The sequence below is a fragment of the Kitasatospora sp. NPDC089797 genome (genome assembly GCF_040684795.1).
In the GTDB taxonomy this organism is placed as follows: domain Bacteria; phylum Actinomycetota; class Actinomycetes; order Streptomycetales; family Streptomycetaceae; genus Kitasatospora.
Genome location: NZ_JBFBGS010000030.1, coordinates 84778 through 98426, shown reverse-complemented (window position 1 = coordinate 98426; position 13649 = coordinate 84778). Strand labels below are relative to the sequence as shown.

Annotated in this window: 15 protein-coding genes; 13 read left to right on the top strand and 2 right to left on the bottom strand. The window is 75.3% G+C overall.

The window, feature by feature from the left end:
• Positions 1 to 107 precede the first annotated feature (107 nt).
• From AB0O91_RS24570 to AB0O91_RS24515, 12 genes are all read left to right on the top strand, one after another.
• Positions 108 to 398, top strand: coding sequence for a YiaA/YiaB family inner membrane protein (locus AB0O91_RS24570; RefSeq protein ID WP_363436739.1), 291 nt, complete (start codon positions 108 to 110; stop codon positions 396 to 398).
• 144 nt (positions 399 to 542) lie between these two features.
• Positions 543 to 1367 carry an alpha/beta hydrolase gene (locus tag AB0O91_RS24565; protein WP_363436737.1) on the top strand — a complete coding sequence of 275 codons (825 nt, stop codon included), beginning with the start codon at positions 543 to 545 and terminating at the stop codon, positions 1365 to 1367.
• A gap of 28 nt (positions 1368 to 1395) precedes the next feature.
• Positions 1396 to 1968 (top strand): WHG domain-containing protein, encoded by a 573-nt coding sequence (locus tag AB0O91_RS24560; protein ID WP_363436734.1) that lies wholly within the window; start codon positions 1396 to 1398, stop codon positions 1966 to 1968.
• A 136-nt stretch (positions 1969 to 2104) separates the two neighbouring features.
• The gene (locus AB0O91_RS24555) at positions 2105 to 3229 is read left to right on the top strand and encodes a PP2C family protein-serine/threonine phosphatase (protein WP_363436731.1); all 1125 of its coding nucleotides are present in this window, start codon (positions 2105 to 2107) and stop codon (positions 3227 to 3229) included.
• Positions 3230 to 3236: 7 nt separating this feature from the next.
• Positions 3237 to 5396 (top strand): SpoIIE family protein phosphatase, encoded by a 2160-nt coding sequence (locus AB0O91_RS24550; protein WP_363436729.1) that lies wholly within the window; start codon positions 3237 to 3239, stop codon positions 5394 to 5396.
• Positions 5397 to 5667: 271 nt separating this feature from the next.
• Positions 5668 to 6888, top strand: coding sequence for an ATP-binding protein (locus AB0O91_RS24545; RefSeq protein ID WP_363436800.1), 1221 nt, complete (start codon positions 5668 to 5670; stop codon positions 6886 to 6888).
• Positions 6889 to 6937: 49 nt separating this feature from the next.
• On the top strand, positions 6938 to 7351 hold the full coding sequence (locus AB0O91_RS24540; protein WP_363436726.1) for a roadblock/LC7 domain-containing protein: 414 nt from the start codon (positions 6938 to 6940) through the stop codon (positions 7349 to 7351).
• Positions 7348 to 7695, top strand: a complete 348-nt coding sequence (locus AB0O91_RS24535) for a DUF742 domain-containing protein (RefSeq protein WP_363436723.1) — start codon at positions 7348 to 7350, stop codon at positions 7693 to 7695. The genes AB0O91_RS24540 and AB0O91_RS24535 overlap by 4 nt, the downstream gene beginning before the upstream one ends.
• Positions 7673 to 8299, top strand: coding sequence for an ATP/GTP-binding protein (locus AB0O91_RS24530; protein ID WP_363436720.1), 627 nt, complete (start codon positions 7673 to 7675; stop codon positions 8297 to 8299). The genes AB0O91_RS24535 and AB0O91_RS24530 overlap by 23 nt, the downstream gene beginning before the upstream one ends.
• Complete coding sequence (locus AB0O91_RS24525; RefSeq protein ID WP_363436717.1) at positions 8296 to 9834, top strand: cytochrome P450; 1539 nt, start codon at positions 8296 to 8298, stop codon at positions 9832 to 9834. Before AB0O91_RS24530 ends, AB0O91_RS24525 begins: the two co-directional genes overlap by 4 nt.
• Positions 9798 to 10919, top strand: a complete 1122-nt coding sequence (locus tag AB0O91_RS24520; RefSeq protein ID WP_363436714.1) for a cytochrome P450 — start codon at positions 9798 to 9800, stop codon at positions 10917 to 10919. The genes AB0O91_RS24525 and AB0O91_RS24520 overlap by 37 nt, the downstream gene beginning before the upstream one ends.
• Positions 10920 to 11001: 82 nt before the next feature.
• The gene (locus tag AB0O91_RS24515) at positions 11002 to 11259 is read left to right on the top strand and encodes a hypothetical protein (RefSeq protein ID WP_363436712.1); all 258 of its coding nucleotides are present in this window, start codon (positions 11002 to 11004) and stop codon (positions 11257 to 11259) included.
• 92 nt (positions 11260 to 11351) lie between these two features.
• Here the strand turns inward: AB0O91_RS24515 and AB0O91_RS24510 are convergent, their stop codons facing one another.
• Positions 11352 to 12164, bottom strand: coding sequence for an isocitrate lyase/phosphoenolpyruvate mutase family protein (locus tag AB0O91_RS24510; RefSeq protein WP_363436709.1), 813 nt, complete (start codon positions 12162 to 12164; stop codon positions 11352 to 11354).
• Positions 12165 to 12172: 8 nt separating this feature from the next.
• Complete coding sequence (locus tag AB0O91_RS24505) at positions 12173 to 12661, bottom strand: carboxymuconolactone decarboxylase family protein (RefSeq protein ID WP_363436798.1); 489 nt, start codon at positions 12659 to 12661, stop codon at positions 12173 to 12175.
• 146 nt (positions 12662 to 12807) lie between these two features.
• On the opposite strand from AB0O91_RS24505, the gene AB0O91_RS24500 reads away from it, so the two are divergent.
• Positions 12808 to 13623, top strand: coding sequence for an NRDE family protein (locus tag AB0O91_RS24500; protein WP_363436706.1), 816 nt, complete (start codon positions 12808 to 12810; stop codon positions 13621 to 13623).
• Positions 13624 to 13649 lie beyond the last annotated feature (26 nt).

Genomic DNA, 13649 nt, shown 5'->3' with positions numbered 1-13649 from the left:
CTGTGGAGCAGGTGATCGGACGTCAACGAACGATCCTTCAAGCACCTGGCCCCATCTGAGTACTCCTACTCATGTGCGACCGGGCCGGCCGCCCGCATCCTGGCGCCATGAGCGCACCGATGCAGTCACGGACCACGGCCGCGTACTACGTCCAGGCCGTCCTCTCCTTCACCCTCTCCGCCGCGGCCCTCGCCGTCGGGATCGCCTACCTGCCCGTCGGCGGCTGGACCCGGGCCTTCCTCGGGATCGGCCTCCTCTACACCGTCACCTCCTCGTTCACGCTGGCCAAGGTGGTCCGGGACCGGCAGGAGTCCACGGACACCGTCGCCCGGGTCGACCAGGCCCGGCTGGAGAAGCTGCTCAGCGAGCACGACCCGTTCCGGGTCGAGGGGCCCTGAGCCGCGCCGACCCGGCGGGCCGCGAGCCGGGGACCGGCCCGGCGGCCCCCGGGCGGGGCCGGCCCGGCGGGGCTTGACGGCTAAGGCTATTAGCCTTAGCTTTATGGCTATCGGCAGCACAGAGCGAGCCAGCGGAGGCCCACCATGAACGGCACCACCACCCCGAACACCCGGTACCTCGACGTGCCCGGCGGCCGGCTCGCGTACGACGACACCCGGCAGGGCGACGGCACCCCCGTCGTCCTGCTCCCCGGCATGCTCGACTCCCGCCACGCCTACCGGCACCTGCACCCGCTGCTCACCGCGGCCGGGCACCGGGTCGTCACCATGGACCTGCGCGGCTTCGGCGAGTCCTCGATCGTCTGGGACGACTACGGCCCCGCCGCGATCGCCACCGACGTGCTCGCCCTGCTCGACCACCTCGGCATCGGGCGGGCCGTCCTGGTCGGCCAGTCCTACACCGGCGCCACCGTCGTCAGGATCGCCGGGGACGCACCGCAGCGGGTCGCCGGGATCGCCCTGATCGACGCCTTCGTCGAGCACCGCTCCAACGCCCTGATGCGGGGCGTGATGGTCGTGATGGGCGCCGCGATGGTCCGCTGGCCCGGCGTCTGGGGCTACTACCTGCGCAGGATGGCCTTCCCCGGCCCCCGCCCCGCCGACCTCGACCGCTACGTGGACGGACTGGTCGCCGCCCTGCGCACCCCCGGCCGCCGGACCGCCACCCGCGGCTACGTCACCGGCGACTCCGCCCCGACCGGCTGGTGCGCGGCCGTCCGCTGCCCCGCCCTCGTGCTGATGGGCAGCAAGGACCCCGACTTCCCGGAGCCCGAGGCCGTCGCCGACCTCCAGGCCGGGAAGCTCGGCGCGCGGAAGGTCATGATCGAGGGGTCCGGGCACTACCCGATGGCCGACAACCCGCAGGCCGTCGCCGACGCCCTGCTGCCCTTCCTCGCCGAACTCGCCTGACCCTCGTCCGTACGGAGGACCCGCACCCATGCCCCGCGTAGGACTGACCCCCGACCAGGTCGTCGACCACGCCCTCGCCCTCCTCGACGAGCAGGGCACCGAGGCCCTCACCCTGGCCTCCGTCGCCGCCCGTGCCGGGGTCGCCACCCCCTCGCTGTACAAGCACGTCAGCGGCGGCCTCGCCGAACTGCGGCGGCTCATCGCCGTCCGGGTCACCGACGAGCTCGCCGACCGGCTCGCCGAGGCCGCCGTCGGCCGCAGCGGGGACGACGCGGTCACCGCCGTCCTGCGCGCCTACCAGGCCTACGCCACCGGCCACCCGCACCGCTACACCGCCCTCCCCCAGGCCCCGCAGCCGGACGAGGACCTCACCCGCGCCGCCACCCGTCTGGTCGGCGTCATCATCGCCGTCCTGCGCGGCTACGGCCTCGACGGCTCCGAGGCGATCCACGCCGCCCGCACCGTCCGCTCCCTCGCCCACGGCTTCGCCTCGCTGTCCATCACCGGCGCCTTCCAGCTCACCGAGGACCTCACCACCACCCACGACCGCCTCGTCACCACCCTGACCACGGGCCTGCGCTCCTGGCCCCGCCCGGCGTAGCACGCCGACCGCGCCGCGCCGGGCCGGCGTCCCGCGCGGCGGTCGGGTGGGGGCCGGTGCCGCCGGACGGGTTAGTGTGACCGGGCTGACTGGTGGTCATGACAGGGGACCGCCCACGCCTTGGCGGAGGTCCCGGGTGCCCGCACTGATCGCGAGGGTGCGGCGCTGGTACGGGCGGCTGCTGGACGGGGACGCCCGGGCGGGCCGGGTGGCGCTGGGGCTGCTGCTCGGGGTGACGGTGCTGCTGGGGCTGCTGCCGCTGCTGCTGCCGTACGGCTGGCCGCCGTCCGCGCTGGTGCTGCCGTTGGTGGTGGGCGGGCTGGTGCTGCGGCGGGGCCAGCTGCTGGTGCTGGTGTGCGCCGCGCTGGCGGGCAGCGGGCTGGGCGCGGTGGTGCAGGACCCGCGCGGGGTGCGCTGGGGGGTGACGGTGGTGCTGGCCGCGACGGGGGCGACGGTGCTGTCGGCGAACCGGTTCCGGCACCGGCTGGGGCTGCGCGGGACGCAGGGCGACTCGATGCTGCTGGAGCTGGCCGCGCACAACCGGGCCCTGGCCCGGCTCCCGGAACGGCTGCTGGACTGGCACTTCGACAGCGCGCTGGCCCCGGCCGGGGGCGCGTCGTTCTCCGGGGACTTCCTGCTGTGCGCCCACCGCCCGGAGGAGGACCTGCTGGAGCTGGTGCTGGTCGACGTGTCGGGCAAGGGCAGTCGGGCGGCGGCCCGGTCGACGCACCTGTCCGGCGCGTTCGCGATGCTGCTGGGCCGGGTGCCGCCGGAGGCCTTCCTGCCGGCCGCCAACGACCACCTGGTGCGGATGGGCTGGGAGGACCACTTCGCGACCGCCGTCCACCTGGCGCTGCACCCGGCGACCGGCTGCTACCGGCTGTTCAACGCGGGCCACCCCCCGCCGGTGCGGTTCTGCCGGCGCACCGGCTGGCAGCCCTCGGAGCACGGCGGGCCGGCGCTGGGGCTGGTGCCGGGGGCGTCCTACCCGGCGCTGGCGGGACGGCTGGGGCACGGCGATTCGCTGCTGCTGTTCAGCGACGGCCTGGTCGAGGTTCCGGGCCGGGACCTGGACGAGGGGCTGCACCGGCTGCTGGCCGCCGCCGAGCCGGAGGTGCGCACCCACCTGCCGCAGCAGCAGGCCGTCCGGGGCGCGGCGCACCGGCTGGTGGACGCGGTCGCGCAGGACGTCGCGGACGACCGGACGCTGGTGCTGGTGCGCCGGTTGAGGACGGCCGCGGACCGTCGACATGGGGTATGAAGATTGGGTGTCCTCTCCCGTTCGCAGTCCGATGCGCTGTGTGCGCCTGCTGCTCGGCTGCACCAGCGCCGCCGAGCTGCTCGGCACCGTGCTCGCCGAGGGACCGGGCTGGATCACCGGCGAGGGCTCCGCGCTCTACCTGCTGGACTCCGCCGGGATGCTCCGGCTGACCGCCTCGCACGGACTGCCGGACTGGGCGCACGAGCGCTACGGCTTGGTCGACCCGGCCGGCGGGCTGCCGGCCGCGATGGCGCTCAAGCTGCGCCGCCCGTACCTGCTCAGCCCCGAGCACACCAGCATCGACTACCCGAACCGGAACGCCGGCCTGGGCACCGGGATGGTCGCCGTGGTCACCCTGCCCCTGGTGGTGGACGAGCAACCGATCGGCGTGCTGGCCCTCGCGCTGGCGCACCGGGGCACCGTGCCCGGCCGCGACCTGGACGTGCTGGAGACCATCGCCGGGGCCTGCGCCCACCGGCTGCACCACCTGCTGGACCACGGGCCGGCCCGCCCGGACGCCCGGCCCCCGCAACCGACGGCCGCGGACGCCGGACCGGCCCACCCGCTGCTGTCGCTCGCGGTGCGGGCCGCCGGGCACGGCGCCTTCGAACGCGACCTGGTCACCGGGGAGAGCCACTGGGACGCCGCCGCGTTCGCCCTGGCCGGGCGGCCGGTCGCCCCGGACCGGGCCGCCCCGGAGCTGGAGCGGATCGTCCACCCCGAGGACCTGCCGGACGTCCAGGCCGCCCTGGCGGACGCGCTGGCGGGCGGCGGCCGCTACCGGATCGGCTACCGGATGCTGCGCCCGGGCGGGAGGGCGGCGCGGGTCGAGGAGTCCGGCGAGGTGATGCTGGACGTGCACGGGCGCCCGGTGCGGATGGCCGGGCTGATCGCCGACGTGGACCACCGCCCGGCCGGGGACGCCGGGCCGCGGCAGGACCCGGCCGGGGCCCGGACCGCGCTGCTGCTGTCGCTCACCCGGGCGCTGTCCCGCGCGGTGACCGTACGGGACGTCACCACCGCGGTGACCGACGTCGCCCGGCCGGCCTTCGGCGCCGACAGCATCGTGCTGGACCTGGTGGACGAGGGCCGACTGCTGCCGGTCTCGCACACCGTGTACGGCGGCTCGCGGCGCGCCGAGCTGACCCGGCTGGCGGACCTCTCCGAGCCGGTGATGCAGCACTCGCTGGCCCGCTCCGCCCCGCTGTTCAGCGAGCCCGGCGGCACGCCCCGGCGCCCGGAGGCCCCGGCCGCCTGGGCGGTGCTGCCGCTGGTCGCCTCCGGCCGGCAGGTGGGCTCCTGCCTGATCACCTTCGCCGCCGAGCGCGCCTTCAGCCGGGAGGACCGCACCCTGTACTCGGCGTTCGCCGGGATCCTCGCGCAGTCCCTGGAACGGGCCCGGCTGTACGACACCCACCACCACCGGGCCGGGGAGCTGCAGCGGGCGATGCTGCCGCGCTCGCTGCCCCGGCTGCCCGGGATCGCCAGCGCCGCCCGTTACCTGCCGAGCACCGAGGGCATGCAGATCGGCGGCGACTGGTACGACCTGCTGAAGCTGCCGGACGGCCGGATCGGGCTGGTGATCGGTGACGTGCAGGGCCACAACGCCGAGGCGACCGCCGTGATGGGCCAGCTGCGCAGCGGTCTGCGGGCGTACGCCACGGACGGGCACGACCCGGCCGCCACGCTGGCCCGGACCAGCCGGCTGCTGGCCGAGCTGGACACCGACCTGTTCGCGACCTGCCTCTACCTGACCCTGGACCCGGCGGACGGCCGGCTGACCGCGGCCCGGGCCGGGCACCCGGCGCCGGTCCGGATCGCCGCCGACGCCACCGCCGTGGAGCTGGAGCTGCCGGGCGGCCCGCCGCTGGGGGTGGACCCGGGGCAGCCGTACCCGCTGGCCACCGGCCGGCTGGCGGGCGGCGAGACGCTGCTGGTGTACACCGACGGGCTGGTCGAGGACCGCGAGGAGGACTACGACGAGTCGGTGCAGCGGATGCTGGGCGGGCTGGAGCTGTGGGCCCGGCAGACCGGTCCGGGGCGGATCGGTCCGGCACCGGCGCTGGAGCGGCTGGCCGACCTGCTCACCCTGAACGTGACCGAACGCCGCTCCCGCCCGGACGACGTGGCGCTGTTGCTCCTGCACCGGGTGGTGTCCCCGCGGTGACACCGTTCACCCGCACCGAATGTCGCACGTTCAACAACATCCTGCACACGAGCCCCACACATCCCAGGGTGTCGATCGGCCACCACGAGTCACCCCGAAGCGGGTCGAAAGACCCTGGACGAACGGCCGGACGGCTCGTCAGAGCCCCGGGATCGGGTCCGAACCACGGCGGAATGACGGTGTATTGACTCGATATTGACGAGATCCAGTCACTTGGCGAGATCCGTTCACACCTTCGTAGGATCATCGCCCTAGAATTCGCGGCGTGACGATGACTCAGTGGTGCGCAACGGCTACCGGCGTGCTCGCCGTCCTCGCCCTCGTGGCCGCCGCGCGGTACCGCGCCGTGTCCGTCACCCAGCGCGGCCGGGCCGACCGGCTGGCGGACGAACTCGCCCGGCTCCAGGAGCAGCTGGCCGGCGAGCTCTCCCGCCGGGGCGCCGAGCTGGCCGCCGTCCAGCAGGAGCACGAGCACACCGCCTCCACCCAGCGGGCCTTCCTCAGCGTCGCCCGCCGGATCCTCGTGATGGCCCACGACCAGCAGGCCCTGCTCGACGAGATGGAGCGCACCCACGACGACCCGGCGCTGCTGGAGGGCCTGCTCAAGGCCGACCACGCCGCCGCCCAACAGGCCCGGCTGGCCCAGACCCTGGCCGTGCTGTGCGGCGCCCGGGCCGGCCGGCACTGGCCGGAGCCGGTCTCGCTCGAGGACGTGGTGCGCGGCGCCCAGTCCCGCATCCTGCCCTTCCAACGGGTGGTCGTGCGCAGCCGGATCGAGACCGCGGTGGTCGGCGCGGCCGCCGAGGCCCTGATCCACGCCATCGCCGAACTGCTGGACAACGCCACCCGCTACTCCCCGCCCAGCACCCAGGTGTTCGTCACCCTGATGCCGGTGCACAACGGCGCGGTCATCGAGATCGACGACGGCGGCGTCGGCATGCCGGAGCAGGCCGTGGCCAAGGCCGCCGCCGCGCTCGCCGGGGGCAGCAGCCTGGAGGTCTCCCGGCTCGGCGAGGTGCCGCAGCTGGGACTGGCCGCGGTCGGCCGGCTCGCCGAGAGCTACGGCTTCCGGGTCACCCTCAGCTCGGCGCCCTCACCGTACGGCGGGGTGCGCGTCGTGGTGCTGCTGCCGAACGCGCTGCTCACCGAACCGCTGCCGCCCACCGTCCCCGGACTCGCCCCGGACGACCGGGCGTTCACCGACGACCGGGCGTTCCACCCCGACCCGCGCCCCGCCCCGGCCGGGCACCCGATGCTGGAGACCCCGCCCACCGGCCGGCCCGCCGACGACGCCCCGCCGCCGCTGCCCCGCCGCAGCCACCGGCGCGACCGCGCGAACCGCCCCGCCCAGCACGCCGCTCCGCCGCCGCCCGAACCGCCGTACCGCTCGGCCCGGGACGCGCAGGCGTTCATGGCGATGTTCCAGGCCGGGACGGCCAGCGGCCGCACCGCCGCCCGCAGCCGGGCCCAGACCCCACCCGGCCCGCACTGACCGTTCCCGCCCCGCTTCCCCCGACTTCCCCAGCGCCCCGGAGAGTTCCATGACCACCACCCCCGATCTCGGCTGGCTGCTCGCCGACATCATCGCCGTCCCCCAGGTCCAGCACGCCGTCGTCGTCTCCAACGACGGCCTGGAGATCGGCCGCAGCACCGACATCGCCCGCGAGGACGCCGAACGGCTCGCCGCCGCCTGCTCCGGGCTGCAGTCGCTGGCCCGCGGCGTCGCGACCGGCTTCGGCGGCCCGGGCAGCGCCACCCGCCAGATCATCATCGAGTACGGCGGCGGCTACCTGTTCATCGTCGCCGCCGGGGCCGGCGCCCACCTGGCCGTGGTGACCAGCGAGGCGGTCGACGCCGGACTGGTCGCCTACCAGATGCAGGTCCTGGTCGAGCGGATCGGCACCCACCTGACCAGCCCGCCGCGCGTCGACCACGCGGCGGGGGGACACCGGTGAACGGGCCGGTCCGGCCCTACGTCATCACCGGCGGGCGCAGCCGCCCGACCCGCACCGACCTGGCCGTCGAGAGCCTGGTCAGCGCGTTATCCGACCCCCCGGCCCTGCCCGAGCACGTCCTGCTCAACCGGGAGCACCGACGCATCCTCGGGCTCTGCCACAGCCTGCTGTCCGTCGCCGAGGTGGCGGCCCACCTGGGGCTGCCGCTCGGCGTCGTCAAGGTGCTGGTCGGCGACCTCTGGGACCTCGGCGCCGTGCAGGTGCTCCCACCCGTACCGCAGGCCGAACGCCTGCCCACAACCCTCCTGGAAGAGGTGCTCGTTGGCCTCCGCCAACTCCGCTGAAGCCCCCGCCTCCCGGCCGGCCGGACCGCAGTACCTGCCGTCCTCGGTGCAGGGCGCGGTGAAGATCCTGGTCACCGGCCCGTTCGGGGTCGGCAAGACCACCCTGGTCGGCTCGCTCAGCGAGATCACCCCGCTGCGCACCGAGGAGACCATGACCGCCGCCAGCAGCGGCGTGGACGACCTCACCGGGCACAGCGGCAAGACCACCACCACGGTCGCGCTGGACTTCGGCCGGATCACGCTCAACTCCCGGCTCGCGCTGTACCTGTTCGGCACGCCCGGGCAGCAGCGGTTCTGGCCGCTCTGGGACGACCTGTCGCGCGGCGCGCTCGGCGCCATCGCGATGGTCGACCTGCGCCGGCCGGACGAGAGCTTCGACGTGCTCGGCCGGCTGGAGGAGCAGCGCATCCCGTTCGCGGTGGCCGTCAACACCTTCCCGGACACGCCGAGTTACCCGGAGGAGGAGCTGCGCTCGGCGCTGGACCTGCTGCCGGAGGTGCCGATCCTGCACTGCGACGCCCGGGACCGGCGGCAGTCCTACGACCTGCTGATCGACTTCGTCGACCACCTGCACCGCAGCTCGCTGCTGGAGCTCCAGCCGTGACCGCCCCCGAGCCCCCGCAGGCGTCCGGCTGCCCGGTCGCGCACGGTGCGCCGTACGGCGCCGGGCCGGGCCCGTACGGCGGCGCGCCTGGCCCGTACGGCGGCGGGCTGCCGTCCGGTGTCCCGCTCACCCCGCTGTACGGGCAGGCGGTCGCCGACGACCCGCACGGCCTGTACGCCCGGCTGCGCGAGCGCTACGGGCCGGTCGCGCCGATCGAGCTGGAGCCCGGGGTGGAGGCCTGGCTCGTCATCGGCTACCCCGAACTGCTCGAACTCACCCGCAACGAGGCGCTGTTCTCCAAGGACTCGCGGCACTGGCGGGTCCCCGCCGAGGGCCGGCTGGCCGCCGACTCGCGGCTGAAGCCGATGACCGCCTGGCGCCCCACCCTGCTCAACCTGGACGGCGCCGAGCACCAGCGGCTGCGGGCCGCCGTCTCGGACACCCTGGCCCAGATCGACCACCGGCAGCTGCGCGGGACCACCGAGGCCGCCGCCAACAGCCTGATCGACAGCTGGGGCCCGGACGGCACCGCCGACCTGATCGGCCAGTACGCCCGGGCGCTGCCGCTGCTGGTCTCCACCCAGCTGATCGGCCTGCCGATCGGCAGCGGGCCCCGGATCATCGAGCTGATCAGCCACTTCGTCGACAGCAGTCCCGAGTCGGTGCGCGCCGCCGGGGAGTTCCAGACCACGCTGGCCGAGCTCGTCCGGCAGCGCCGCACCGGCCCCAGTGCCGACCTCACCTCCTGGCTGCTCGCCCACCCGGCCGGGCTGACCGACGAGGAGGCGGCGCACCACCTGGTGGTGATGATGATCGCGGGCAACGAGACCTGCATCAACTGGATCGGCAACACCCTGCGGCTGCTGCTCACCGACCGGCGCTTCCGGGCCACCCTGACCGGTGGCCGGCTGACCGTCTCCGACGCGCTGGAGGAGGTGCTCTGGCGCGACCCGCCGACGCAGAACTTCCCCGGCCGCTGGGCCACCGGCGACACCGTGCTCGGCGGCCAGTACATCAACGCCGGCGACATGCTGGTGCTCGGCCTGGCCGCCGCCAACGCCGACCCGGCCGCCCAGGGCGCCGCCGCGGCCGCGCACGGCTCGCTCGGCGGCAACCGGGCCCACCTCGCCTGGGGCGCGGGCCGGCACGTCTGCCCGGCCCAGCACCCGGCCCGGATCATCGTCGAGACCGCGATCGAGACCCTGCTGCACCGCCTGCCGGACCTCCAACTGGCCGTACCGGCAGGAGAGCTGGCCTGGCGTCCGTCGCCGTGGTCACGGGCCCTGCTCGCCCTGCCGGTGCTGTACAGCGCCTTCACCCCGCCCCGCCCGCCCGCCCCCGAGAGGCCCGCATGGACACCGCCGACGCCGACCTCGGCTCCCGCCCCGAGCCCGTACCCGCCGGGCCCGCACGCCCCGAGCCCGTCCGGCTCGACCCCTTCGGACGCGACCAGCACGACGAGAACGCCCGGCTCCGGGCAGCCGGCCCCGCGGTCCTGGTGGAACTCCCTGGCGGGGTGGTGGTCTGGGCGGTAACGCACCACGACACCCTCCAGGCGCTGCTGGCCGACCCCCGGGTCGGCAAGAACCCCCAGCTGTGGACCACGTTCCGGGAGGGCCGGCTGCCGTACGGCTGGCCGCTGCTCAACTTCGTCGCGGTGCCCGGCATGATCACCGCCGACGGCGAGGACCACAAGCGGCTGCGCGGACTCGTCAGCCAGGCCTTCACCCCGCGCCGGACGGCCGCGCTGGCGCCCGCGATCGAGGCCCGCACCCTCGCCCTGCTGGACCGGATGGCCGACCTGGAGGGCCCGTTCGACCTGCGCGAGCACTTCGCCTACCCGCTGCCGATCGAGGTGATCGGCGAACTGCTCGGCCTCGCCGCGGAGCAGCACGACGAACTGCACGCGCTCTCCGAGACCCTGGTCTCCAGCTCGGCCACCCCGGAGGCGGCGATGGCCGCCCAACGGGACCTCAACGCGCTGCTGGCCTCGGTGGTGGCGGCCAAGCGGGCCGAACCCGGCGACGACCTGACCACGGCCCTGATCGCCGCCCACGAGGCCGACCACGGCCCCGACCGGCAGCGGCTCAGCGAGGCCGAGGTCGTCGGCACCCTGCTGCTGATGCTGGTCGCCGGGCACGAGACCACGCTCAACCTGATCACCAACGCCGTCCGGGCCCTGTTCGCCCACCCCGACCAGCTGCGGCTGGTGCTGGACGGCGCGCAGCCGTGGTCCGCGGTGGTGGAGGAGACGCTGCGCTACGACTCGCCGGTCGGCCAGTTCCCGCTGCGCTACGCCGTCGAGGACATCGAGGTCGGCGACGTGGTGATCCGGCGCGGCGAGGCGCTGCTCGCCTCGTACGCGGCGGCCGGCCGCGACGCCGGGCACTACCCGGACGCCGACCACTTCGACCTCACCCGGCAGCCCGCCCGGCACCTGTCGCTCGGCCACGGCCCGCACTTCTGCCTCGGCTCGGGGCTGGCCCGGCTGGAGGCGGAGACGGCGCTGCGGCACCTGTTCGGGCGGTTCCCGGGGCTCGCTCCGGCGGAGGGCGAACGGCCGGAGCCGATCCGTTCGTTCGTGAGCAACAGCGTGCGGACGCTGCGGGTGACGGTCTGACGGAGGACGGAAGGAGGGCGGGGAGGGGTGACGGTCGGCGTCACCCGGTTACCTGAGGGCGGCCCGGGTCGTTCGGCAGGGCATGAAGAAACTCGCCACCCTCGCCGCCCTCACCATGGCGGGCCTCGCGCTCGCCGCCCCCGCGGCCTCCGCCGCCAGCCAGATCGCCGACTCGCCGGACGCCACCGGCGGCCTCACCGACGGTCTCACCGTCTCCCCCGCCGACCTCGCCCTGCGCACCGCGAGCAAGCTCCCGGTGGTCGGTCACACCGCCGACGAGGTGGAGGCCATCGGCACCAACCAGATGTCCCACCCGGGGCTCAGCGGGCAGATCGGCTGACCCGGCCCACGGCCCGACCGGGCGGCTGACCGACCCCCGTCCGGTCGGCCGCCCGTTTTCCCACCGGGTTCTCCACGGGTCGGGCGGTCCGCTCAACCCGTGAAGAGGCCGTTGAGCTCCGGGTAGGTCAGCCCGCCGTCCAGCGAGCCGTACGTGCCGCTCCCGTACACCTCCTCGGCCGCGCGGCGGACCGCCGCGTAGGCCACCTTCGCCAGCCCCGGGCCCAGGCTGATCCGGGCCACGCCCAGCGCCGCCAGCTCGGCGACCGACGGGGAGCCGGGGCCGGCCAGCACGTTCAGCGGGGCCGGGACGGCCTCGACCAGGGCGGCGATGGTCTCCGGGTCGGCGACGCCGGGCACGAACACCCCGTCCGCTCCCGCCTCGACGTAGGCCCGCAGCCGGCGGACCGCCTCGTCCAGCCGTCCGTCGGGCTCGCCCAGGGCGTGCAGGAAGACGTCGGTGCGGGCGTTGACGAAGAGCGGGACACCCGCCGCGTCGGCCGCCGCCCGGGCCGCCGCGATCCGCTCGGCGGCCTGCTGCGCGGTGTACTCCGCGTCCTCCAGGTTCACCCCGACGGCACCGGTGGCGAGCAGCGCGGTGACCGTCCCGCCGACCCCGGCCGGGGTGTCCGCGTAGCCGCTCTCCAGGTCCGCGGTGACCGGCAGGTCGACCGAGCGGACCACCTCGGCGGTGCGGGCCAGCACCTGCGCGGGGTCGGCGCCGCCGCCGTCCGGGCTCCCCAGCGACCAGGAGACGCTCGCGCTGGCCGTCGCCACCGCCCGCGCCCCGGCGCCGGCCACCAGCCGGGCGCTCGCCGCGTCCCAGACGTTGGCCAGCACCAGCGGCTCGCCCGGGCGGTGCAGCTCCCGCAGCAGCCGGGCCTGCTCCCGCTGGGCGGTCGTCACGGCCCCGCTCACTTCGCGGCCGGGCTCATGCGGGTGGACACGCCGATCCGGTTCCAGGCGTTGATGGTGGTGATCAGCGCGATCAGCCGGGCCAGTTCGACCTGGTCGAAGTGGGCGGCCGCCTCGGCGTACACGGCGTCCGGCACGTGCCCCTGGGTCAGCAGAGTGATCGACTCGGTGAGGGCGAGGGCGGCGCGCTCCCGGGCGGTGAACCAGGGGGTCTCGCGCCAGGCCGGGAGGGAGAGCAGCCGGTGGTCCTGCTCGCCGTTCTTGCGGGCGTCGGTGGCGTGCATGTCGATGCAGAACGCACAGCCGTTGATCATCGAGGCGTGGACCTTGACCAGCTCGGCGAGCACCGGGTCCAGGCCCTGGCGGGCGGCCCGGTCCACGGCGACCATCGCCTCGTAGAAGTCGGGGGCGAGCTTCGGCAGCGCGAGGCGCTGGGCGGGGGCGGGCACGTTCTCGTTCACAGTCTCGTTCGTGGTCACGGTCGCCAGCCTAGGAGCCCACTGGCCCGTGGCCCTGGTGCATTCGACGCCCGGTTCCTTGGGCCACTTCCGATGGGCGAACGGGCGTGCGAGGATCGCTGGTGGATCTTCGGTACGACGGATCCTCGGTACGACGGACCAGGGGGAACGGGACCGTGTGCACGGCGTTCATCAGCATCGAGCCGGATGCGGCCGCCCCCGTGCTGCTGCTCTCCGTCCGGGACGAGTACCTCGGCCGCGCCTGGCTGCCACCGGACCACCACTGGCCGCAGCGGCCCGAACTGCTCGGCGGCCTGGACCTCGTGGCCGGCGGCACCTGGCTGGCCGTCGACCCCGCCCGGCGCACCGCCGCCTGCCTGCTGAACGGCTTCGGCCCGCTCGCCCCCGCCGACACCCGGCTCAGCCGCGGCGAACTGCCGCTCACCGCCGTCCGCGAGGGCGGCCTCGGGCACCTCGACCCCACCCGCTACGACCCCTTCCACCTCGTCCTGGTCGACCCGGACGGCGCCCGGGTCACCAGTTGGGGCGGCGGCCGGCTGACCGAGCGCGAACTGCCCACCGGGCTCAGCGTGGTGCTCAACGACGGACTGGAGGGGACGGCCGAGAACCGGACCGCCTCCGAGCGGATCCGCGCCCTGATGGCCGCCCGCGCCGACCACTTCCGGGCCCGCTTCCGGGCCGCGCCCCGACCGGAGCCGACCGCCGACGGACCCACCGGACGGGCCTGGGGCGACTGGCTGCCGATCGTCACCGGCGACGGGCTGGCGCCGGACGGGGACGCCGCGCTGATCCAGCGCCGGGACTTCGGCGACGGCCGGATCTGGGGGTCCTCCTCGATCTCCCTGCTGGCCCTCGGCCCGGAGCTGCTGCGCTACGACTTCGCGACCGCCCCGGTGCCCGCGGACGGCTCCGGGTGGCGGCGGGTAGCGGCCGGCGGCGCCCTGAACCGGGGGCTCCCGAACAGGACTTGAACCTGACGCTGCGGGAGGCGGCACCG

Bases quoted from the DNA above. Each gene is read 5' to 3' on its own strand.
- AB0O91_RS24540 (WP_363436726.1), top strand. From the start codon at position 6,938: ATGACCACCACCCCCGATCTCGGCTGGCTGCTCGCCGACATCATCGCC.
- AB0O91_RS24515 (WP_363436712.1), top strand. From the start codon at position 11,002: ATGAAGAAACTCGCCACCCTCGCCGCCCTCACCATGGCGGGCCTCGCG.
- AB0O91_RS24560 (WP_363436734.1), top strand. From the start codon at position 1,396: ATGCCCCGCGTAGGACTGACCCCCGACCAGGTCGTCGACCACGCCCTC.
- AB0O91_RS24545 (WP_363436800.1), top strand. From the start codon at position 5,668: ATGACTCAGTGGTGCGCAACGGCTACCGGCGTGCTCGCCGTCCTCGCC.
- AB0O91_RS24570 (WP_363436739.1), top strand. From the start codon at position 108: ATGAGCGCACCGATGCAGTCACGGACCACGGCCGCGTACTACGTCCAG.
- AB0O91_RS24565 (WP_363436737.1), top strand. From the start codon at position 543: ATGAACGGCACCACCACCCCGAACACCCGGTACCTCGACGTGCCCGGC.